This window comes from Kribbella polygonati (assembly GCF_050320105.1).
GTDB lineage: Bacteria > Actinomycetota > Actinomycetes > Propionibacteriales > Kribbellaceae > Kribbella.
Window position 1 is genome coordinate 1,843,632 of the sequence record NZ_CP190129.1, and the last position, 20,223, is coordinate 1,863,854.

General features: G+C 69.9%; 23 protein-coding genes, 1 tRNA gene and 1 riboswitch. Of the genes, 19 read left to right on the plus strand and 5 right to left on the minus strand.

Going from position 1 to position 20,223, the window contains the following annotated elements; all coding sequences use genetic code 11:
• The first annotated feature begins 37 nt into the window (after positions 1-37).
• The 11 genes from ACQHIV_RS08680 to ACQHIV_RS08730 all read left to right on the plus strand — a co-directional run bounded on the left by ACQHIV_RS08680 (position 38) and on the right by ACQHIV_RS08730 (position 8,507).
• Positions 38-247, plus strand: a complete 210-nt coding sequence (locus ACQHIV_RS08680; RefSeq protein WP_132145168.1) for a ubiquitin-like protein Pup — start codon at positions 38-40, stop codon at positions 245-247.
• Positions 248-255: 8 nt separating this feature from the next.
• Positions 256-1,098, plus strand: a complete 843-nt coding sequence (gene prcB / locus ACQHIV_RS08685; RefSeq protein ID WP_427892957.1) for a proteasome subunit beta — start codon at positions 256-258, stop codon at positions 1,096-1,098.
• Positions 1,099-1,122: 24 nt separating this feature from the next.
• Positions 1,123-2,013, plus strand: a complete 891-nt coding sequence (prcA, locus tag ACQHIV_RS08690) for a proteasome subunit alpha (RefSeq protein WP_427892958.1) — start codon at positions 1,123-1,125, stop codon at positions 2,011-2,013.
• Positions 2,014-2,636: 623 nt separating this feature from the next.
• Positions 2,637-3,122, plus strand: coding sequence for an NUDIX hydrolase (locus ACQHIV_RS08695; RefSeq protein ID WP_427892959.1), 486 nt, complete (start codon positions 2,637-2,639; stop codon positions 3,120-3,122).
• Positions 3,123-3,126: 4 nt separating this feature from the next.
• Positions 3,127-3,212: riboswitch (ZMP/ZTP riboswitch) on the plus strand.
• A gap of 19 nt (positions 3,213-3,231) precedes the next feature.
• Complete coding sequence (locus tag ACQHIV_RS08700) at positions 3,232-4,092, plus strand: bifunctional 5,10-methylenetetrahydrofolate dehydrogenase/5,10-methenyltetrahydrofolate cyclohydrolase (RefSeq protein ID WP_427892960.1); 861 nt, start codon at positions 3,232-3,234, stop codon at positions 4,090-4,092.
• Between the two features lie 31 nt (positions 4,093-4,123).
• Positions 4,124-4,492 (plus strand): chorismate mutase, encoded by a 369-nt coding sequence (aroH, locus tag ACQHIV_RS08705; protein WP_130385491.1) that lies wholly within the window; start codon positions 4,124-4,126, stop codon positions 4,490-4,492.
• Complete coding sequence (locus ACQHIV_RS08710) at positions 4,489-5,553, plus strand: prephenate dehydrogenase (RefSeq protein ID WP_427892961.1); 1,065 nt, start codon at positions 4,489-4,491, stop codon at positions 5,551-5,553. The genes aroH and ACQHIV_RS08710 overlap by 4 nt, the downstream gene beginning before the upstream one ends.
• Positions 5,554-5,584: 31 nt before the next feature.
• Positions 5,585-6,265 carry a (d)CMP kinase gene (gene cmk, locus ACQHIV_RS08715; RefSeq protein ID WP_427892962.1) on the plus strand — a complete coding sequence of 227 codons (681 nt, stop codon included), beginning with the start codon at positions 5,585-5,587 and terminating at the stop codon, positions 6,263-6,265.
• The gene (locus ACQHIV_RS08720) at positions 6,262-6,990 is read left to right on the plus strand and encodes a lysophospholipid acyltransferase family protein (protein ID WP_427892963.1); all 729 of its coding nucleotides are present in this window, start codon (positions 6,262-6,264) and stop codon (positions 6,988-6,990) included. The genes cmk and ACQHIV_RS08720 overlap by 4 nt, the downstream gene beginning before the upstream one ends.
• The gene (gene der / locus ACQHIV_RS08725; protein ID WP_427892964.1) at positions 6,983-8,350 is read left to right on the plus strand and encodes a ribosome biogenesis GTPase Der; all 1,368 of its coding nucleotides are present in this window, start codon (positions 6,983-6,985) and stop codon (positions 8,348-8,350) included. The genes ACQHIV_RS08720 and der overlap by 8 nt, the downstream gene beginning before the upstream one ends.
• An 83-nt stretch (positions 8,351-8,433) precedes the next feature.
• A tRNA-Pro gene (locus ACQHIV_RS08730) sits at positions 8,434-8,507 on the plus strand.
• Between the two features lie 89 nt (positions 8,508-8,596).
• Here the strand turns inward: ACQHIV_RS08730 and ACQHIV_RS08735 are convergent.
• Positions 8,597-10,771: an MMPL family transporter gene (locus ACQHIV_RS08735; RefSeq protein WP_427892965.1), complete on the minus strand. Its 2,175-nt coding sequence runs from the start codon at positions 10,769-10,771 to the stop codon at positions 8,597-8,599.
• A 74-nt stretch (positions 10,772-10,845) separates the two neighbouring features.
• Positions 10,846-11,394: a TetR/AcrR family transcriptional regulator gene (locus tag ACQHIV_RS08740; protein WP_427892966.1), complete on the minus strand. Its 549-nt coding sequence runs from the start codon at positions 11,392-11,394 to the stop codon at positions 10,846-10,848.
• Between the two features lie 110 nt (positions 11,395-11,504).
• Between ACQHIV_RS08740 and ACQHIV_RS08745 the strand changes: the two genes are divergently transcribed.
• Positions 11,505-12,434, plus strand: a complete 930-nt coding sequence (locus ACQHIV_RS08745; RefSeq protein WP_427892967.1) for a S1C family serine protease — start codon at positions 11,505-11,507, stop codon at positions 12,432-12,434.
• Here the strand turns inward: ACQHIV_RS08745 and ACQHIV_RS08750 are convergent.
• Entirely contained in the window at positions 12,424-12,957 is a 534-nt protein-coding gene (locus ACQHIV_RS08750) for an N-acetyltransferase family protein (RefSeq protein ID WP_427892968.1), read from the minus strand. The two genes, ACQHIV_RS08745 and ACQHIV_RS08750, sit on opposite strands and share 11 nt — an antisense overlap.
• Positions 12,958-12,980: 23 nt before the next feature.
• Here ACQHIV_RS08750 and ACQHIV_RS08755 point away from each other — a divergent pair, with 23 nt between their 5' ends.
• On the plus strand, positions 12,981-13,604 hold the full coding sequence (locus ACQHIV_RS08755) for a tetratricopeptide repeat protein (protein WP_427892969.1): 624 nt from the start codon (positions 12,981-12,983) through the stop codon (positions 13,602-13,604).
• Between the two features lie 112 nt (positions 13,605-13,716).
• On the opposite strand, the gene ACQHIV_RS08760 is transcribed toward ACQHIV_RS08755, so the two are convergent.
• The gene (locus ACQHIV_RS08760; protein WP_427892970.1) at positions 13,717-14,376 is read right to left on the minus strand and encodes an MBL fold metallo-hydrolase; all 660 of its coding nucleotides are present in this window, start codon (positions 14,374-14,376) and stop codon (positions 13,717-13,719) included.
• 201 nt (positions 14,377-14,577) lie between these two features.
• Between ACQHIV_RS08760 and uvrA the strand changes: the two genes are divergently transcribed.
• On the plus strand, positions 14,578-17,601 hold the full coding sequence (gene uvrA / locus ACQHIV_RS08765) for an excinuclease ABC subunit UvrA (protein WP_427892971.1): 3,024 nt from the start codon (positions 14,578-14,580) through the stop codon (positions 17,599-17,601).
• A gap of 76 nt (positions 17,602-17,677) precedes the next feature.
• Here uvrA and ACQHIV_RS08770 read toward each other — a convergent pair whose 3' ends face one another.
• On the minus strand, positions 17,678-18,574 hold the full coding sequence (locus ACQHIV_RS08770; RefSeq protein WP_427892972.1) for a hypothetical protein: 897 nt from the start codon (positions 18,572-18,574) through the stop codon (positions 17,678-17,680).
• Positions 18,575-18,648: 74 nt separating this feature from the next.
• Between ACQHIV_RS08770 and ACQHIV_RS08775 the strand changes: the two genes are divergently transcribed.
• The 5 genes from ACQHIV_RS08775 to ACQHIV_RS08795 all read left to right on the plus strand — a co-directional run bounded on the left by ACQHIV_RS08775 (position 18,649) and on the right by ACQHIV_RS08795 (position 20,216).
• Entirely contained in the window at positions 18,649-18,801 is a 153-nt protein-coding gene (locus ACQHIV_RS08775; RefSeq protein WP_427892973.1) for a hypothetical protein, read from the plus strand.
• Positions 18,802-18,892: 91 nt separating this feature from the next.
• Entirely contained in the window at positions 18,893-19,231 is a 339-nt protein-coding gene (locus tag ACQHIV_RS08780) for a hypothetical protein (protein ID WP_427892974.1), read from the plus strand.
• A gap of 13 nt (positions 19,232-19,244) precedes the next feature.
• Positions 19,245-19,550 carry a pore-forming ESAT-6 family protein gene (locus ACQHIV_RS08785; protein WP_427892975.1) on the plus strand — a complete coding sequence of 102 codons (306 nt, stop codon included), beginning with the start codon at positions 19,245-19,247 and terminating at the stop codon, positions 19,548-19,550.
• A gap of 25 nt (positions 19,551-19,575) precedes the next feature.
• Positions 19,576-19,947, plus strand: coding sequence for a DUF6507 family protein (locus ACQHIV_RS08790; protein ID WP_427892976.1), 372 nt, complete (start codon positions 19,576-19,578; stop codon positions 19,945-19,947).
• Complete coding sequence (locus ACQHIV_RS08795) at positions 19,944-20,216, plus strand: hypothetical protein (protein WP_427892977.1); 273 nt, start codon at positions 19,944-19,946, stop codon at positions 20,214-20,216. Before ACQHIV_RS08790 ends, ACQHIV_RS08795 begins: the two co-directional genes overlap by 4 nt.
• Positions 20,217-20,223: the final 7 nt, after the last annotated feature.

Sequence of the window (20,223 nt, forward strand, 5' to 3'; positions counted from 1 at the left end):
TTGGGCGGCCTCCCCAGCGGTTCGAGGAGGTGGCCACATGGCGAAGGACGGCGGTCAGCAGCACAAGCAGCCGAAGCGTTCGTCGACCGAGGAAGAGGTCGAGCAGGTCGAGACGTCCGAGGACGTCCAGGAGCGGAAAGAGCGGCTCGACGAGGACGTCGACTCGATCCTGGACGAGATCGACGAGGTGCTCGAGGAGAACGCCGAGGAGTTCGTCCGCGGATTCGTGCAAAAGGGTGGGGAGTGAACCGCTCGATGACATCTGATGCCTCCGGCCGGCTGCCGGAAGCCTTCCTGACCCCGGGCGGCTCGTCGTTCATGGACTTCCTGGCCGGGCACGCGCCCGACCTGTTGCCCGGACGGCGGTCGCTCGGGCAGGCCGATTTCTCCGCCGACGTCCCGCACGGCACGACGATCGTCGCGGCCACCTTCCCCGGTGGCGTCGTGATGGCCGGCGACCGGCGGGCCACGATGGGCAACATCATCGCCCAGCGCGACATCGAGAAGGTGTTTCCCGCCGACGAGTACTCCGCGGTCGCGTTCGCGGGCTCGGCCGGTTTCGGGATCGAGATGGTCCGGTTGTTCCAGGTGGAGCTGGAGCACTACGAGAAGCTCGAGGGTGCCACGCTCAGCCTGGACGGCAAGTCCAACCGGCTGAGCGCGCTGATCCGGGGCAATCTGGCGATGGCGATGCAGGGCCTGGCCGTGGTGCCGCTGTTCGCGGGCTACGACGAGGACCTGAAGGGCGGGCGGATCTTCTCCTACGACGCCACCGGCGGGCGGTACGAGGAGACCCACTTCCACAGCGTCGGCTCGGGCTCGCTGTTCGCCCGCGGCGCGCTGAAGAAGCTCTACCGCCCGGACCTGTCCGAGACCGACTGCGTGACGGTGACGATCCAGTCCCTGATCGACGCGGCCGACGACGACTCGGCGACCGGTGGACCGGACATGCTGCGACGGATCTTCCCGGTGGTCGGCGTGGTCACCGCGGACGGTTACCGGCGGCTGCCCGAGGACGAGGTGGCGGCGCTGGTCGACGCGGCCTGGGCGCAGCGGCACGAGCGTCCCGACGGTCCCGCAGCCACGTCCCTGACCTGATCACCCCGAACTGACAGAGGACTCATGAGCGTTCCCTTCTACGTCTCGCCCGAGCAGCTGATGCGGGACCGGGCGGACTTCGCCCGGAAAGGCATCGCCAAGGGCCGCAGCGCGATCGCGCTGCAATATGCCGACGGCATCCTGTTCGTCGCGGAGAACCGGTCGCCCGCGCTGCACAAGGTGGCCGAGATCTACGACCGGATGGCGTTCGCCGCCGTCGGCCGGTACAACGAGTTCGAGAACCTGCGGATCGCCGGCGTCCGGCTGGCCGACATGCGTGGGTACTCCTACGACCGGCGTGACGTCACCGGCCGCGCGCTCGCGAACGCGTACGCGCAGACGCTCGGTGCGATCTTCTCCTCCGGTGGCGAGAAGCCGCTCGAGGTGGAGATCCTGGTCGCGGAGGTCGGCGCGAGCGCCGGCGACGACCAGATCTACCGGCTCACGTACGACGGCTCGATCGCCGACGTCCAGGGGTACGCGGTGATGGGCGGCCCGGCCGACCAGGTCGCGGACTACGTCGGCGAGCACTACCGCGACGGCATCTCCCTGGCCGGCGCGCTCCGGCTCGCCGTCGACGCCCTGGCGCACGACGGCACCGAGGTCCGCGAGCTCACCCCGGACCAGTTGGAGGTCGCCGTACTGGACCGGACCCGGACCCAGGTGCGCAAGTTCAAGCGGATCTCCGAGGAGACCCTCGAACGCATCCTCTCCGAGTCCCGCCCCGCCCCGGACCCCACCGACGGCGAGACCCCCGAGGACGCGGCCGCCTCCGACGGAGCAGACGCCCCCGCCGGCGACACCTCGGCAAACCCCGAGGACACCGCCTCCACCGAGGCCCCAGTCGCGCCGCCGTCCAACGACGACGCACCAGTAGCCCCACCAGAAGACCCCAACGACAACCGCCCCCTGTGACAGACCAAACCGAGCCCTCAGCCGCCACCACCAACGTGGCGGCTGAGCCTTCTCACCCCCCGGCACCCACCACCCACGCCCTGGCACCGACAACCCCGGCTCCCACCACCCTGGCACCCACTGCCCACGCCCCGGCTCGCACCACACACGCACCGGCTCCTACCACCTCGGCTCCCATCGCCCCGGCACCGACAGCCCCGGCACCCACCACCCACGCCCCGCCTCCTGCCACCCGCCCGCCGGCTGAGCAGTCGCACGCGGCCGCCGCGCACGTGCCAGCTGAGCCATGTCATGTGTCGGCTCTCGCCGCCGACGCGTCGGCTGAGCGGCCTCACGCGCACGCGCCCGCCACTCATACGCCGGCTGAGCCGTCTCAGGCCTCAGCACCCACTGCCCACGGCTCGGCTCCCACCATCCACGTGTCGGCTGAGCGGTCTTCCGCGCCTGCGCCCGGCGCGCCTGCGCCTGTGCCTGCCGCTCCTGCGCCTGCCGCTCCCGCGCCTGTGCCTGCCGCTCCCGCGCCTATGCCCGGCGCCGACGTGGAGGGGGTTGTGGTTGCGCCTGCTGACCCGGTGCCTTGGGAGTTGTTGGGGGAGGAGTTGGGGTTTGAGCGGTTTCTGTCTGTGCGGTTGCGGCGGTACCGGATGCCGGACGGGCGTGAGGTGGAGTGGGACGTGGCCGGGCGTGAGGCGGGCGTCGACGCCGGGGTGACGGTGCTGCCGTTGACGCCGGAGGGGCGGATCGTGACGATCCGGATGTTCCGCGCCGGTCCCGACGCCGTGGTGACGAACCTCCCGGGCGGTCTCGTCGAGCCTGGTGAGGACGTCGCCGTGGCCGGTGCCCGCGAGCTGGAGGAGGAGACCGGCTACACCTGCGAGACCCTCGACGTGGTCGGCTGGCAGTGGTCCGGCGCGTCGTCGACGTTCCGCAAGTACGTCGCCATCGCCCGCGGCTGCCGCCCCGACGGCAAGCAGCAGCTGGACGAGGCCGAGGACTGCGTACCGGTCGAGCTGACCGTCGATGCTTTCCGCGCCGAACTCCGCAACCCCGGCGCGATGACCGGCATCGACGCCGCCTACCTCGCACTGGACCACGCAGGCCTGCTCTAGACTGAGGCCGGACCGCGACTGGCGCTGAGGTGGAGGAACCACCGGGGAACGGTCTGCCATCCGGCTTCGCCGCGCGCCTGGGCACCTTCGAACTCAGAGGAGTGCGCGGATGAGTGCTGAGCTGATGATCGGAACCGACCTCGCCGCCGACATGGTGGCCAAGGCAGCGGAACGGGCAAGCGCCCTGCAGGAGCAGTACGGCGTACAGCCGTGCCTGGCGACGGTACTGGTCGGCGACGATCCGGCGTCGGCGACGTACGTACGGATGAAGCAGAACCGGTCGAAGAAGGCCGGCATCGCCTCCCGCAGTGTCGTCCTGCCGGCCACGACGACCACCGCGGAACTGGTCGCGGAGCTCACCAAGCTGTCCGAGGACCCGGCGGTGCACGGGATCCTGCTGCAGCACCCGGTGCCGGCGCAGATCGACGAGCGGGCCGCGTTCGAGGCGATCGACCCTGGCAAGGACGTGGACGGCGTGACGATGCGCTCGTTTGCGGCGATGGCGTTCGGCGACCCCGGGTTCCGGTCGGCCACGCCCGGCGGGATCATGCGGCTGCTCGCGGCGTACGACGTACCGCTGGAAGGCGCGCACGCCGTGGTGATCGGCCGCAGCCCGATCCTCGGGAAGCCGGCCGGCATGTTGCTGCTGGCATCGAACGCGACTGTCACCTACGCGCACTCCCGGACCCGCGACCTGGCGGACCTGGTGCGGACCGCCGACGTGGTGATCGCCGCGGTCGGCAAGCCGAACGTCGTCCGCGGCGACTGGCTGAAGCCGGGCGCGGTGGTCGTCGACGCGGGGTACAACGAAGGCAACGTCGGCGACGTCCACTTCGCCGAGGCGGCCGAGGTCGCGCGGCTGATCACCCCGGTTCCGGGCGGCGTCGGCCCGATGACGATCGCGCTGCTCCTGGAGCAGACCCTCGACGCGGCTGAGACGGCTGTCCACTCCTTGACTACCCTGAACTAGTCTTTGGGGCAGACGAACTAGGAGGAGCGACGTGGCGGTACGCGCGATCCGGGGTGCCACCCAGCTGGACGTGGACGAGCGCGAGCACCTGCTCGAGCGGTCCGCGGAGCTGGTGAAGGCGGTCCTGGAGGCGAACGATCTGGAGAACGAGGATCTGATCAGCATCCTGTTCACCGTCACGTCGGACCTCCGCTCGGAGTTCCCGGCGGTCGCGGGCCGGCAGATCGGGCTGACCGACGTACCGCTGATGTGCATGCAGGAGATCCCGGTGCCGCACGCGCTGCCGCGGGTCGTCCGGCTGATGGTGCACACCGAGACGCCGCGTTCCCGGGACAAGATCCAGCACGTGTACCTGCATGGCGCGGTAGCCCTCCGCCCAGACCTGACCGGCGCCCAGTGACCGAATTGCGCGGCCCCGTCCGGATTGTCGGGACCGGGTTGATCGGGACGTCGATCGGGCTGGCGCTGGCCCGGTTGGGGGTCGTCGTGGAGCTGGTCGACGGGAACCCCGACAACGCGTTGATGGCCGAGCGGATCGGGGCCGGCTCGCGCCTGGTGGAGATCGAGCCGCAGCTGGTCGTGGTCGCCGTACCGCCGGACCACGTCGGCGCGGTCGTCGCCGCGCAGCTCGAACAAACCAAAGCGGTCGTGACCGACGCGGCCAGCGTCAAGAGCAAACCGCTCGCCGACGCGCGCGGCCTGACCGAGGACGTCAGCCGGTACGTCGGCAGTCACCCGATGGCCGGCTCCGAACGCAACGGCCCGCTGGCCGCGCGCGCCGACCTGTTCGACGGCGCCACGTGGGCGATCACCCCGCACGACACCAGCGATCCGGACGCCGTGGACCTGGTACGGCGGTTGGCCGAGGCCTGTGGCGCCCGGACGGTCGAGATGTCCGTGGCGGACCACGACCTCGGCGTCGCACGCGTCTCCCACCTGCCGCACCTGATGTCCGCGCTCGCCGCCGGGACGCTGGCCGACGCCCCGTCGTCACACCTCGAGCTGTCCGGCCAGGGCGTCCGCGACGTGACCCGGATCGCGGCCGGCGACCCGCGGCTGTGGACCCAGATCGTGTCCGCGAACTCGACCGCGCTGACCGGCCTGCTGGAGCAGATCCGCGGCGAGCTCGACCGGCTGCTCGTTGCCCTCGGCAAGGAAGAGGCCGGCGAGGAGCTGACCGCGATCCTCGGTCAGGGGGTGTCCGGCGCGATCCGCGTGCCGGGCAAGCACGGCGCCCCGCACATCGACCTGGTCACGGTCCTGGTGACGATCCCGGACCGCCCCGGCCAGCTGGCGAAGCTGTTCGCCGACGCCGCCGAGTCCGGTGCCAACGTCGAGGACCTGCGGATCGACCACAGTCCCGGCCGCCCGGTCGGTGAGGTCGAGCTCGCGGTCAAACCCGGCACGGTGGACCAGTTGGTCGAGGCGCTGACCACCCGCGGGTGGGTGGTCCACACCTGAACTGTCCCTCGGCGAAGGTAATCTTCGGGGCATGATCATCGCTGTGGACGGGCCGAGCGGTTCCGGTAAGTCGAGCACCGCCCGCGGAGTGGCCACCCGGCTCGGACTGCGGTACCTGGACACCGGCGCGACGTACCGCGCGGTGACCTGGTCGGCGGTCGAGCGCGGGCTGGACCTGGACGACACGGCGGCGGTCGCGCGGCGGGCGCGGGAGCTCGAGCTGGAGGTCAGCACCGACCCGGGCCGGCAGTTCGTGATCGCCGACGGGACCGACATCACGGCCGCGATCCGGGAGCCCCGGATCAGCGAGGTGGTCTCGAAGATCGCCACCAACCTGGACGTCCGGGCGGAGCTGATCCGGCGCCAGCGGGCGATCATCGACGACGCCCAGGACGCCGGCGGGATCGTCGTCGAGGGCCGTGACATCGCCACCGTGGTCGCCACCGACGCGGAGCTCAAGGTGCTGCTGACCGCCGACCAGGACGCCCGGATGGCCCGCCGCGGCGCCGAGCTCGCGGCCGGCTCGGTGACGGCGGCCGAGCTCCGGGACCAGATCGTCCGGCGGGACGCCGACGACTCGACCGTGTCGGAGTTCCAGGTCGCCTCCGACGGTGCGGTCACGATCGACTCCACCGACCTGACCCTCGAGGAGGTCATCGACGTGATCAGCCGACTAGCGAAGGAGACTGTCCCTCAGGGTCGGGAGCTATGACGGCAGAACTCACCAGGCACCGGGATCTGCCGCGGACCGATGATCTGCCGGCGCTTCCGTATCGGCTGGCGTTGCCGATGCGGACAGTGGCGAGGCCGTACTTCCGGCTCAGGTACGACCTGCACATCCACCACGAGGACCGGTTCCCGCTGACCGGTCCGTTGCTGATGACACCGAACCACCTGAGCCTGCTGGACGCCCCGTTGCTCGGTGCGATGGCGCCGCGGATGCTGCACCAGCTCGGCAAGATCGAGGTGTTCGGCGGGTTCCAGGGCGTGTTCCTGCGCCGGATCGGGCAGATCCCGGTCGACCGCTCGGCGTACGACGTACTCGCCGTCCGCCGCTCGATCCAGGTCCTGCGGGACGGCCGGGTGCTGAACATCTACCCCGAAGGCACCCGCGGGCCGGGCGACTTCGGCCGGATCCGGAGCGGGGTGGCGTACCTGGCGATGGTGACCGGCGCGCCGATCCTGCCGGTGGCGCTGATGGGGACCCGGTTGCCGGACGGCGGCGTCGAGGGTCATCCGCCGACCGGAAGCCGGATCGACGTGGTGTACGGCGAGGCCTTCGCGGTGGAGCGCGTACCCTTTCCCAGGAGACATTCCGACGTACAGGCGGTCGCCGACCACATCGGTGACGTGCTGCGCGCCCATGTGAAGGCGGCCGTCGAAGAAACCGGCCACCCACTTCCGGGCTGGCGTAACCAGAGGGACCCCCATGACTGACCTGCCCACCGAAGTACCGACGCACGAGCGCGACGACGCCGGCCCGCTGCCCGTGCTCGCGATCGTCGGGCGGCCGAACGTGGGCAAGTCCACGCTGGTCAACCGCATCATCGGCCGCCGCGAGGCGGTCGTCGAGGACACCCCCGGCGTCACCCGGGACCGGGTCTCGTACGACGCCAACTGGGCCGGCCGCGAGTTCACCGTGGTCGACACCGGCGGCTGGGACCCGGACGCGGTCGGGATGGCCGCGCTGGTCGCGGCGCAGGCCGAGGTCGCGATCAACGCGGCCGACGCGGTGCTGTTCGTGGTCGACGCGGTGGTCGGCATCACCGACGCCGACGAGGCCGTCGTCCGGGTACTGCGGAAGTCCGGGAAGCCCGTCGTACTGGCCGCCAACAAGGTCGACGACCAGCGCATCGAGGCCGAGGCGATGAACCTCTGGGCGCTCGGCATCGGCGAGCCGTTCCCGATCTCGGCGATGCACGGCCGCGGCACCGGCGACATGCTGGACGCGGTCCTGGCCGCGCTGCCGGAGGCACCGGCCGAGCGTGACGACGAGCTCGGCGGCCCGCGCCGGGTGGCGATCGTCGGCAAGCCGAACGTCGGCAAGTCGTCGCTGCTGAACAAGGTCGCCAAGGAGGACCGGGTCGTCGTCAGCGACGTCGCCGGTACGACGGTGGACCCGGTCGACGAGCTGATCACGCTGAGCGGCACGGAGTACCGCTTCATCGACACGGCCGGCATCCGGCGCAAGGTGAAGAACTCCCAGGGCCATGAGTACTACGCCTCGCTGCGGACCAACGCCGCGATCGAGCGGGCCGAGGTCGTGGTGGTCGTGATCGACGCCTCACAGTCGATCACCGAGCAGGACCTGCGGATCATGAACGCGGTCGAGGAGGCCGGCAAGGCGCTGGTGATCGCGTACAACAAGTGGGACCTGATGGACGACGAGCGCCGGTACTACCTGGAGCGCGAGATCGACCGCGACCTGGTGCAGTTCCGCTGGGCGCCGCGGGTGAACATCAGCGCGCTCACCGGCTGGCACATGGACAAGCTCGTCCCGGCGATCGAGGCCGCCCTCGAGGGCTGGCAGACCCGCGTCCCGACCGGCCAGCTGAACGCGTTCCTCGGCCGCCTGGTGGCCGCCCACCCGCACCCGGTCCGGTCCGGCAAGCAGCCGAAGATCCTGTTCGGCACCCAGGCCACCACGATGCCGCCGACCTTCGCGATCTTCACCTCCGGCCAGATCGAGGCGTCGTACCAGCGCTTCATCGAACGCCGCCTCCGCGAGGACTTCGGCTTCGTCGGCAGCCCGGTCCACGTCCAGATCCGAGCCCGCCAGAAGAACAAGAAACGCTGACCGGACCACCGTCCGAACCACCGTCCGAACCACCCCACCGGATGCTGTAAGGTAAACCCCGCTCACCTGAAAAGGCCGGGCATCGGGCTGTGGCGCAGTTTGGTAGCGCACCGGTCTGGGGGACCGGGGGTCGCAGGTTCAAGTCCTGTCAGCCCGACGAAGAAGCCCTGGCGAGTCAGACTCGCCAGGGCTTTTCTCGTGGTACTGCGGTGCGGGGCGCCGGGGTGTGCGTCCCGTACCGCATGTTCAGTGGACGTCGGCGAGTTCGCGTTCGTTCGGGGTGGGTGGGAGGTTGAGGGACTCGCCTTCGATGTCGACCTTGGGGGTGATGCGGTCGAGCCACTTCGGGAACCACCAGGCGCGGTCGCCGAGGAGGCTGAGGATGGCGGGGACGAGGGTCATCCGGACCACGAAGGCGTCGATGAGTACGCCGATGGTGAGGCCGAAGCCGATCGCCTTGATGATCGGGTCGTGGACCAGGATGAAGCCGGCGAAGACCGAGGCCATGATCAGCGCGGCGGCGGTGACGACGCGGGCGCCGTGGCCGAGGCCCTGGACGGTGGCGTCGTTCGCGTGCCGGCCGTGCACGAACTCCTCGCGGACCCGGGACACGATGAACACCTCGTAGTCCATCGCGAGCCCGAACAGGATGCCCATCATGATGATCGGCAGGAAGCTCACCAGCGGACCGGGGGAGTCGACCCCGACCAGCTTCGCCAGGTGACCCTCCTGGAACACCGCGACCGTGATCCCGAACGTCGCACCGATCGTCAGCACGAACCCGAGCGTCGCCTTCAACGGCACCAGCACCGACCGGAACGCCAGCAGGAGCAGCAGGAACGACAACCCGATCACGACGAACAGGTACGTCGGCAACGCGTCGGACAGCTTGTTCGACACGTCGACCCCGACCGCGGTGTTCCCGGTGACCGAGATCTCGGCGCTGCCCGTCGCCAGCGGATGCACCGCCGTGCGCAGGTTCTTCACCAGGTCGGCGGTCTGCTCACTGGCCGGCCCGCTCTTCGGGATCACCTGCAGCAGCCGGGTCGTGTGATCGTCACTCGCCCCCACGGGCTGCGCCGCGACCACGTCGGGAAGCCCCTGCGTCTTTGCGAGCACCTGCTGTACGACGGCCTCGGACGTGGCGGCATCGTTGCTCGTCACAACGACCACGAGCGGCCCGTTGGCGCCCGGCCCGAAGGCCGCCGCGGTGAGGTCGTACGCGACCCGCTGGTTCGTACCGGCGGCCGCCGACGCACCGTCCGGCAACGCGAGCTGCATGTTCTTCGCCGGGATCGCCAGCAGCCCGAGACCGATGATGCCGACAGCAACGATCGGTACGCGGAACCGCGTCACCAGCCGGCCCCACCGGAAACCGAACCCCTCCTTCTGTACGGCGGTCGTGGGCGACTTGCGCAGCTTCCGCGGCAGCACCCGGTTCCCGACGAACCCGAGCAGCGCCGGCAGCAACGTCAACGCGACCAGTACGGCGGTCAGCACCGTCGCCGCCGCGGCCAGCCCCATCGCGGTCAGGAACGGTACGCCGACCACCGACAGCCCGGCCAGCGCGATCACCACGGTCGCCCCGGCGAACAGCACCGCCGACCCGGCCGTCGCCGTCGCCCGCGCGACCGACTCCTCCGGGTCCATCCCCGCACCCAGTTGCGACCGGTGCCGCGAGCTGATGAACAGCGAGTAGTCGATGCCGACCGCGAGCCCGAGCATCAACGCCAGGATCGGCGCCGTCGACGACACGTCGGTGAACGCGGTCACGATGAACAACCCGGCCATCCCGGCGAGGACGCCGAGCAACGCCGTCACGAGTGTCATCCCGGCCGCGACCAGCGACCCGAACGTGACGATCAGTACGACGGCCGCGACCGCGACGCCGATGACCTCGGTCGCGCCGATCTCCGGGATCCCGGCCTTGATCTGCCCGCCCGGCACCACCCGCAGGTCGCCGGAGCTGAGCGCGCTGAGTCCGTCGTACCCGTCGCTGCTCGCGTGCGACAGCTCGTCGGCCGGCTTGTCGAACTGGACGCTGATGAGTCCCGTCGTACGGTCCTGGCTGATCGCCCTGCTGGTGAACGGATCGATCGCGGTGATCACCTCGGGGACCTTCGCGGCCTTGGCGACGGTGGTGCCGACGGCCGCCTTCACCGCCGGGTCGTAGAGGGTCTTGCCGGCCGGTGCCTTGACGACGATCGTCGCGGACGCGCCGCTGGCGGCCGGAAGTTCGTGCTTGAGGGCGTCGAGAGCGCGCTGCGACTCGGTGCCGGGGATCGAGAACGTGTTCGCGGTCTTGCCGCCCAGGGTCAGCGCGCCGACACCCAGCACCACGAGGAACAGCGCCCACAGCGCGGCGACCAGGCGCCGGCGCTGGTAGGAGAACCGGCCGAGCCGGTAGAGCAGATTGGCCATCGGGAGTGCGTCCGTTTCGGGTCAGCGGGCAGAAGTGATCGCCCCGCGGCGGCGGGGGAGTCGGGGTCGGGCGGTCAGGCGCGGCGGAGGAGTCTCCGGAGCGCGAGGTCGCAGAGTCTTCGGAGGTCGTCGCCGGTGCGCTCCTGTGCGTGCCGGCACTCGCCGAGCAGGCCGTTGATGGCGAACTTCGCCAGGTCCCGCTCGATCGGGTCGTCGGAGCCGGCCATCAACTCGGTGAGCCGGATCCCGTCCGCGACCAGCGGCGCGACCTCGGGCATCCGCTCGATCACCGGGATGACGTCCTGCAGGACGTCGACCACGCCGCGGTACTCGACGGCGAGGTCGATGAAGCGTTCGATCGCCAGCTCCTGCGCGGCGGCGCGGGGCAGCTCGGCCGCGGCCTTCACCAGGTCGGCCAGGTCGGCGGCGGCGGGTTCGAGGACGGCGGCGAGCACGGCCGGCTTGCCGCTGAAGTGGTACAGCACCGTCGCCTTCGAGCAGCCGGCCGCGCTGGCGATGTCCTGCAGCGACGTCGCGTTGTAGCCGGCCGCCTGGAACAGGTCCATCGCCTGGCGCACGATCTCGCGCCTGGTCCGCTCCCGGGCGGGGGTGGTGACTGCCATGTCATGCAGCTTGACTGACCGATCGGCCAGTTTTCAACCGATCGGTCAGGATTGTGGCCCGGTTCACGTTGCGATTGCGGAGTAATCTTGTAATTCAGGAGGTGAGGCCGATGCCTGAGGACGACGTACTGGACGCCTACTCCCGGGTGGTCTCGGGAGTGGCCGAGCAACTGATCCCGCGGGTCGCAAGCCTGCGGATCCACAGCCGGCGTGGCGACTCGTCCGGCTCCGCGGTGGTCCTGACCGGCGACGGCCACCTGCTCACCAACGCCCACGTGGTCGGCGGCGGCACCGAGGCGACGGCGGAGTTCGCGGACGGTACGACGGCGCAGGCCCGCGTGATCGGCGTCGACCGGCTGTCGGATCTCGCCGTACTGCGGGCCGACCGGGAGATCCCGGACCCGCCCGAGTACGGCGACGCGGACCACCTGAAGGTCGGGAACCTCGTGGTCGCGGTCGGCAACCCGCTGGGTCTGGCCGGAAGCGTGACGGCGGGCGTGGTCAGTGCGCTGGGCCGCTCGTTGCCGGTCCGGAGCGGGTCGGCCAACCGGATCATCGAGGACGTCATCCAGACCGACGCCGCGCTGAACCCGGGCAACTCCGGCGGCGCGCTCGCCGACGGCAACGGCCGGGTGATCGGCATCAACACCGCCGTCGCCGGGATCGGGCTCGGTCTGGCGGTGCCGATGAACCCGACGACCCGGCGGATCATCTACTCGCTGCTCCACGACGGCCGCGTACGCCGCGCGTACCTCGGTCTGGTCACCACGCCCGCGCCGCTGCGTCCGGCGTTTGCGGAGCGCTTCGACCAGCGGACCGCGTTGCGCGTCGTCGAGGTGATCCCGGCGAGCCCGGCCGCCGCCGCGGGCCTTCGGCAGGGCGACCTGGTGCTGGCGGTGAACGGCGTACCACTCCGGGACGCGCAGTCGTTGCAGCGGCAGCTGTTCGAGGACGCGATCGCCCGGCGTACCGAACTGACGTCGATCCGGAACAACGCGCTCGTCGACGTGATCGCCTATCCGGCGGAGCTCACCGACTGATCGGGGCGCGGAGCAGTACGCAGGTGCCGGGCTTGAGCGGGGCGTTCGGGAAGGTGAAGTCGCGGGTCACCTCGGTGAACCCGAAGCTCAGGTGGAGGTCGAGGGTTGCGCCGTTCGCCAGGTTGGCGAAGTAGTAGACCTCGTCGGCGCGCTCGGCCACCCAGCGGATCCGCTCCCGGGTGAGCAGCTCGCCGATCCCGTGCCGCCGGTACTCCGGGTCGACGATCAGACCGATCAGGTAGTACCCGTCCGGGGCGGTGCCGGGCGGGTCGGTGGGGGAGATCTGGTGCCGGAGTACCAGCGCGTATCCGACGACCGTGCCGTCGATCTCGGCGACGACGGTGTACCTGTCGGGGTGCTGGAGGTCCGCGACCAGGCGTGCACGCCGTACGTCGACCGCTCCGCCCGTCCGCGACACGATCAGCTCCGCACACCTGGTCAGGTCCGCGTCCACGGCGGGACGTACGACGACGTCGACGGTCTGCCGGGCGACCCCGGGCTGATACTCCGCGAATCCGGTCATGCCGCCACCCTAGGATCAGCCGGGTGGACGAGCTGATGCGGCAGGTCGACGAGCACTACGAACGAGCGGTCTTCAACGGCGAGTACGGCGGGTTGCCGGCCGCGGACCGGGCCCTCGACGCGGTCGAGGCGGCGCTGCTGGTCCAACGCGGGCGCATCCTGCACTGCCGCTTCCTGGAGTCCCGCACCGAGCAGCCCGGCGAACTGGCGTACTTCGAACGCGCCGCCGGCCTGTACCGCGTCGCGTCGGACCTCCGCGGCGAGGCCGAGGCCGAGTTCTGGATCGGCTGCTTCCACCAGGTGGTCCGCGGCGACAACCCCACCGCCGTCCCACACCTCCAGACCGCCGAGACACTCGCCCGCCGAACCAGCGACACCCTCACCCTCAGCTACACCCTTCGCCACCTCGGCATCGCCGCCCAGATGTCCGGCAACCTCCCCGAGGCTCGAGCTTTCCTGGAGGAATCCACTACCCTCCGCCGCACCCTCGGCTTCACCGCCGGCGTCGCCGCCAACCTGGTGGGCCTCATCTACCTCGCCAAAGCCGAGGGCCGCGACCCCTCCGCGCTAGCGGACGAAGCCACCACCCTCGCAACCTCGGCAGGCGCCACGAAGATCCTCGACCAAATCACCGAGGCGCGCACCTAAACCCCACCCAGCCCATCCGAACCCTCGAGCTCACCTCCACCCACTCCCCGCCCCCGACGCCCCCCTCGGCGTCGCCTCCCGACGCCCGGCGTCCGGCGCTCGTCCGGTGTTGTTACCAGCCGCGTTCGCGCCATTCGGCTACGTGGGGGCGTTCGGTGCCGAGGGTGGTGTCGGCGCCGTGGCCGGGGTAGACCCAGGTCTCGTCGGGGAGGGTGCCGAAGAGCTTGGTGTCGACGTCGTCGATGAGGGACGTGAAGCGCGCCTTGTCGCCCTGGGTGTTGCCGACGCCGCCCGGAAAGAGGGAGTCGCCGGTGAACAGGTGCGGTGCGCCGTCCGGGTCGTCGTACACCAGGGCGATCGAGCCGGGGGTGTGGCCGACCAGGTGGACGACGCGCAGGCTACAGCTGCCGACGGCGATGTGGTCGCCGTCGTCGACCAGCTGGTCGGTCGGGACCGGGATGCCCTCGGCGTCGTGGCGGCCGGCGACCGTGGTGGCGCCGGTACGGGCGACGACCTCGGCCAGCGCCTCCCAGTGGTCCTGGTGGCGGTGCGTGGTGACGACCCGGGCCAGGCCCGCCTCGCCGACCAGGCGGAGCAGCGTGTCCGCCTCGTTCGCGGCGTCGATCAGCACCTGCTCGTCGGTCTGCCGGCAGCGCAGCAGGTAGGCGTTGTTGTCCATCGGTCCGACGGCGACCTTGGTGATCATCAACTTGGCCAGCTCGTGGGTCTGTGCCGGTCCGCCGACCTTGACGTTCCCGTGGTACTCGGGCATCTCGCCTCTCCCTGATCTAGGTGACACGCAGATCCTTGCACCTCCGGCCGGGTTGGATCGAGCACGGTCCGCGATCGAATATACTTTCGAAGCCGGGCCGCGGTCGCGGCGGCGGAAGTTTTTGTCGGTGGGCCTCGTTAGCATGACCGGGCATGCCGGAGAACCGTCCGGAAACCCTCGAGAACGGCTGAGAGTGAGCTTGTGTCTGACCGTCTGATCGTGCGCGGAGCACGTGAGCACAACCTGAAGGACGTCTCGGTCGACCTGCCGCGGGACGCCATGATCGTCTTCACCGGACTGAGCGGCTCCGGGAAGTCCAGCCTGGCCTTCGACACGATCTTCGCCGAGGGCCAGCGCCGCTACGTCGAGTCGCTCTCGGCGTACGCGCGCCAGTTCCTCGGCCAGATGGACAAGCCGGACGTCGACTTCATCGAGGGCCTGTCCCCGGCGGTCTCGATCGACCAGAAGTCCACCTCGCGGAACCCGCGCTCCACGGTCGGCACGATCACCGAGGTGTACGACTACCTCCGGCTGCTGTTCGCCCGGGCCGGCCGCCCGCACTGCCCGGAGTGCGGCGAGCCGATCGCGCGGCAGACCCCGCAGCAGATCGTCGACCGCGTCCTGGAGCTGGACGAGGGCACCCGGTTCCAGGTGCTCGCGCCGGTGGTCCGCGGCCGCAAGGGTGAGTACGTCGACCTCTTCCGGCAGCTGACCGGTCAGGGCTTCTCGCGCGCCCGGGTGGACGGCGAGACGATCCAGCTGACTGAGCCGCCGAAGCTCGACAAGCAGAAGAAGCACAGCATCGACGTGGTCGTCGACCGGCTCGCGGTCAAGGGTTCCGCGAAGCAGCGGCTGACCGACTCGGTCGAGACCGCGCTCGGCCTCGCCAGCGGTCTCGTGGTGCTGGACTTCGTCGACCTGCCGGAGGACGACCCGCACCGCGAGCGCCGGTTCTCCGAGAAGCTCGCCTGCCCGAACGACCACCCGCTCGCGATCGACGAGCTGGAGCCGCGCTCGTTCTCGTTCAACTCGCCGTACGGCGCCTGCCCGGTCTGCACCGGCCTCGGCACCCGGATGGAGGTGGACCCGGAGCTGCTCGTCCCGGATCCGTCGAAGTCGCTCGACGAGGGCGCGATCCAGCCGTGGTCGGGACAGAACGTCACGCAGTACTTCGAGCGGCTGCTCGAGGCGCTGGCGCGGGACCTGAAGTTCAAGACGAGTACGCCGTTCGGCGAGCTGCCGGCGAAGGCGAAGAAGGCGCTGCTCACCGGCCACGACAAGCAGGTCCACGTCTCGTACCAGAACCGCTACGGCCGCGAGCGGTCGTACTACACGAGCTTCGAGGGCGTGATCCCGTACGTCGAGCGCCGGCACGCGGAGGCGTCCAGCGACACCGGGCGCGAGCGCTTCGAGGAGTACATGCGCGAGGTCCCGTGCCTGGCCTGCAACGGCGCGCGGCTGAAGCCGATCTCGCTGGCGGTCACGCTCGGCGGGAAGAACATCGCCGAGATCAGTGCGATGTCGATCGACGAGGTGCACGACTTCCTCGTCCGGATGGAGTTGAGCCCGCGGGAGAAGCAGATCGCCGAGCGGGTGGTGAAGGAGATCGGCGAGCGGCTGCGGTTCCTGCTCGACGTCGGCCTGGACTACCTGGCGCTGAGTCGGCCGGCGGGTTCGCTGTCCGGAGGTGAGGCGCAGCGGATCCGGCTCGCGACGCAGATCGGCTCCGGCCTGGTCGGCGTGCTGTACGTGCTGGACGAGCCGTCGATCGGCCTGCACCAGCGGGACAACCGGCGGCTGATCGACACGCTGGTCCGGCTCAAGGAGCTGGGCAACACGCTGATCGTCGTCGAGCACGACGAGGACACCATCGACCACGCCGACTGGGTCGTCGACATCGGCCCGGGCGCCGGCGAGCACGGCGGCCAGGTCGTGGTGTCCGGCACGGTCGAGGACCTGCGCAACCACCCGGACTCGATCACCGGGCAGTACATCTCCGGCCGGCGGGAGATCCCGATCCCGGCCGTGCGGCGTCCGCTGACCGAGGGTCGCGAGCTGACCGTGTACGGCGCGCGCCAGAACAACCTGAAGGACCTCGACGTGACCATCCCGCTCGGGGTGTTCGTCGCGGTCACCGGGGTGTCCGGCTCGGGCAAGTCGACGTTGGTCAACGACATCCTCTACACGTCGCTGGCCCGGCAGATCTACGGCGCCCGCGCGGTGCCCGGGCGGCACACGAAGATCTCCGGCATGGAGCTGGTCGACAAGGTCATCCACGTCGACCAGTCGCCGATCGGCCGGACGCCGCGGTCGAACCCGGCGACGTACACCGGGGTCTGGGACCACGTCCGGAAGCTGTTCGCGGAGACGCCCGAGGCGAAGGTCCGCGGGTACCAGCAGGGCCGCTTCTCGTTCAACGTCAAGGGCGGCCGCTGCGAGGCGTGCTCGGGCGACGGCACGCTGAAGATCGAGATGAATTTCCTGCCGGACGTGTACGTGCCGTGCGAGGTGTGCCACGGCGCGCGGTACAACCGCGAGACGCTCGAGGTGCACTACAAGGGCAAGACGGTCGCGGACGTGCTGGACATGCCGATCGAGGAGGCGTCGGAGTTCTTCCAGGCGATCCCGGCCATCTCGCGGCACCTGAAGACGCTGGTCGAGGTCGGCCTCGGGTACGTCCGGCTCGGTCAGCCGGCGCCGACGCTGTCCGGCGGTGAAGCGCAGCGGGTGAAGCTGGCGTCGGAGCTGCAGCGGCGTTCGACCGGTCGCACGGTGTACGTGCTGGACGAGCCGACCACGGGTCTGCACTTCGAGGACATCAGCAAGCTGCTCGGCGTGCTGAGCGGCCTGGTGGACAAGGGGAACTCGGTGCTGGTCATCGAGCACAACCTCGACGTGATCAAGACCGCCGACTGGCTGATCGACCTCGGACCGGACGGCGGCCGCCGCGGCGGCACGCTGGTCGCCGAGGGTACGCCGGAGGAGGTCGCGGCCAACCCGGCGTCGTACACCGGGCAGTTCCTCGCCGAGATCCTCGAGGGCCGCGCGGCGAAGCCGAGCGCGAAGAAGGCAGCAGCCAAGGCCTTGCCCGCCAAGAAGGCCGTCGCGAAGAAGGCCCCGGCCAAGAAGGCGGTAGCTAAGAAAGCTGTCGCGAAGAAGACCGCGGTGAAGAAGACAGCACCGGCGAAGAAGGTGTCTGCTGCCCGGAAGCGCGCAGCCGGCTGAGTTGGGTAGGCCCCGGAGCCGCTGAGCGCGCGGGGCCTGCTGCTGTTCAGGAGGTCAGCGACGGAGCATCAGCAGGTCAGCGACGGAACAGTTGCTCGAACAGATGCCGGAACCAGGTGCGGCGCGGTGACGGCAGGAGCGCCGGAGGCAGCACGACCGTCGGCGGTGTCGCTAGCGTGACGGGAACCTGCACCATGCGGTCGCCCTGCAGCCAGTACAAGTCAGGGCTGCATTGGTCAGACGCACCCTCGTACGTGTCGGCGACCCACTGCGCCAACCGGTCCGCGACCTGCTGTCCGGCGTCGGCGGGACAGAACGCCACCGTGCTGAGCCGAGGCACCGCGACCAGCGCTCCGAGCCCGATGGACGCCTGAGGCAGGAGGTTCTCCCGGTCGACGACCGCCATCGAGACCAACGGGTCGTCGGCGCGGGTGAGAACCGAGAACCCGTCACGCTCGATCGGACGAAGGTCAGCGATCTGCTGCAGCGTCAACTGCACCGGCGACGGTACGTCGGGGTCGCCCAGGCCGAGCATCGACCGGCGTACGACGGTCAAGCGACGGTAGTCGTTGCCGGTACCGATGAAGACCACGACCTCGAAGTGGTCGCCGAAGGGGATCAGGGCGTCGGCGACCGGGCCGGCCGTCCGCGCGGACCAGCCGCGTTGCAGCAGCATCGCGCGCTGCCGTCCCGCGACGTCGCCGAACCGGTGTTCCTCGGTGGCGAGCTCACCCTCCGCGACCACGGCCCGTAACCACGCCTCGATCTGGTCGGCCCAGAGTTGCTGTGGCAGCTGCAGACAGCGATCGATGATCTCGCCGAGCCCGACGACCGCGGACATCTGCAGCGCGCCCCGGCCCCAGCCCACCTCGACAGTGCGTTCGGAGGTGTCGACGACGGCACCCGGCATCCACAGCGGGGCCAGGTCCGCGATCGCCTTCAGCACCGTCGAGTCGTTCGTCGTCCCAGTCATCTCCACCCTTCCCGACACCAGATTCTGCCGGGCGGCGGGTCCGCGGGCACGAGCGCCCCCGATTCCCGGTCCAGGTGGACGAGCGCGAGACCGTGACCGGCACCCGGCCAGAAAGATGCCTGAGGCAACAACATGCTGCGCTCGGGCTGCTCGATCCGACGGCGGATCGGATGCCGTACCTTTCGATCCTGGTCGAAATGATTGCCGTCATCAACCAGTTTCGCTAAGGCTCGACGTTTTTCTAGGACGATTGTGTTGTGACCCGAAACGCCGTCTAGGGTTGGCTTTGCGGCGCAGACCAGTGCGAAGGAGAAGCTTGTGGGACAGCGATGGGACATGGGTCAGGAGACCCTCAGCCAGCTGACGAAGAAGACCTCGACCGGCACCCAGGACCTCGGTGGTCTGGTGAAGCAACTGGTCGCGGCGGCGCAGCCGCTCGAGGGCAAGATGAACGGTGCCGGCAAGGGAGCGTTCGACGCCTTCAAGTCGAACGTCGACGGCATCGCCGCGGATCTGAACGCGGGCATGGGCCGGATCACCGAGGGCCAGGCCGGCATGGACACGGCGTTCCGCACCGGTGACAGCGACATGGCCCAGACCGCGAAGAAGAACGAGGGGGCCGCGGACTTCGACGGCGCCCGCTTCGGCAAGCGCTGAGAGAGGAACGACGATGGCGAATCGCAACAGCTACGACACCGCCGCCTCCGGCGAGGTACAGGCCAACATCACCCGGCTCTCCGGCCAGATCGAGGGATTGATCGCCGAGCACCGCAAGAACGTGCAGAGCGCGCTGGCGGACGCCTCCGCGAGTGGCGTCACGGACTCGTACCGGGCGGTCGAGGACCGGTTCAACAAGGCCGCCGACTCGACGCTGTCGGTGATCAGGACCCTCAAGGAGACCATGGCCGCGAACGACTCGACCGCCGCGGCGACGCTGAAGAAGGCGCAGTCCGCGGTCGACGGCATCGGCGGCTGACCCGCCTTCACAGGGGAGTTCTCAGATGGATTGGGACATTGATCCACCAGGTGTCGAGCGTGTACTCAGGGCGACGCAGAGTGCGGCAGGACCATTCGAAAGTCTTGCCGAGTGGTACGGGTTCAACATCAACAGCCTCGTGCACGGCATGGACTATGACGTCATCAGGGTGGCGGCCTCCGCGGTGAACGAGTACTCGGCGCACTGGTCGCCGTCGCTCGAGGCAGCAGCCAAGCAGATCGGCGCTTCGCTGACCGGCGCGCAGAACGCGACCGTTGCGTACATGCACGGCCAGGAAGACATGGCACTGAACGCGCAGCAGGCTGCCGCTCGTGGCGAGATCCCCCCGCCGCCCGGTTCCAAACCGCACGGCAGCACCGGGATGGTCGCGGAATGAACGCTGAACCGACGACGGAGGACGTGATCGCCGCCGCACGGATCCGCCTGGCCGAGTGGCTGGTCCTGCAGGCCGCCGGCCCGGAGTACGCCACCACAGTGCAGGACCTGGCTGACTGGGACGCGGAACGGGTGCACGAGTTCGTCGTACTGACTCCGCCCGGCTTCGCGAACCAGGTGTTCCTGGTCGGCGAGGAGTCGGTGGATTCGTACGCCCCCAGCAGCACGTCGTTCGACGACGCACTGGCAGCTGCCCGCGCGCAGAGCTGACCACGCC

Coding starts and splice junctions, on each gene's coding strand:
- ACQHIV_RS08720 (WP_427892963.1), top strand. CDS start 6,262: ATGACGGCAGAACTCACCAGGCACCGGGATCTGCCGCGGACCGATGAT.
- cmk (WP_427892962.1), top strand. CDS start 5,585: ATGATCATCGCTGTGGACGGGCCGAGCGGTTCCGGTAAGTCGAGCACC.
- ACQHIV_RS08750 (WP_427892968.1), bottom strand. CDS start 12,957: ATGACCGGATTCGCGGAGTATCAGCCCGGGGTCGCCCGGCAGACCGTC.
- ACQHIV_RS08790 (WP_427892976.1), top strand. CDS start 19,576: ATGGATTGGGACATTGATCCACCAGGTGTCGAGCGTGTACTCAGGGCG.
- ACQHIV_RS08770 (WP_427892972.1), bottom strand. CDS start 18,574: ATGACTGGGACGACGAACGACTCGACGGTGCTGAAGGCGATCGCGGAC.
- ACQHIV_RS08795 (WP_427892977.1), top strand. CDS start 19,944: ATGAACGCTGAACCGACGACGGAGGACGTGATCGCCGCCGCACGGATC.
- ACQHIV_RS08740 (WP_427892966.1), bottom strand. CDS start 11,394: ATGGCAGTCACCACCCCCGCCCGGGAGCGGACCAGGCGCGAGATCGTG.
- ACQHIV_RS08745 (WP_427892967.1), top strand. CDS start 11,505: ATGCCTGAGGACGACGTACTGGACGCCTACTCCCGGGTGGTCTCGGGA.
- der (WP_427892964.1), top strand. CDS start 6,983: ATGACTGACCTGCCCACCGAAGTACCGACGCACGAGCGCGACGACGCC.
- ACQHIV_RS08735 (WP_427892965.1), bottom strand. CDS start 10,771: ATGGCCAATCTGCTCTACCGGCTCGGCCGGTTCTCCTACCAGCGCCGG.
- prcB (WP_427892957.1), top strand. CDS start 256: ATGACATCTGATGCCTCCGGCCGGCTGCCGGAAGCCTTCCTGACCCCG.
- ACQHIV_RS08785 (WP_427892975.1), top strand. CDS start 19,245: ATGGCGAATCGCAACAGCTACGACACCGCCGCCTCCGGCGAGGTACAG.
- ACQHIV_RS08700 (WP_427892960.1), top strand. CDS start 3,232: ATGAGTGCTGAGCTGATGATCGGAACCGACCTCGCCGCCGACATGGTG.
- prcA (WP_427892958.1), top strand. CDS start 1,123: ATGAGCGTTCCCTTCTACGTCTCGCCCGAGCAGCTGATGCGGGACCGG.
- ACQHIV_RS08760 (WP_427892970.1), bottom strand. CDS start 14,376: ATGCCCGAGTACCACGGGAACGTCAAGGTCGGCGGACCGGCACAGACC.
- ACQHIV_RS08680 (WP_132145168.1), top strand. CDS start 38: ATGGCGAAGGACGGCGGTCAGCAGCACAAGCAGCCGAAGCGTTCGTCG.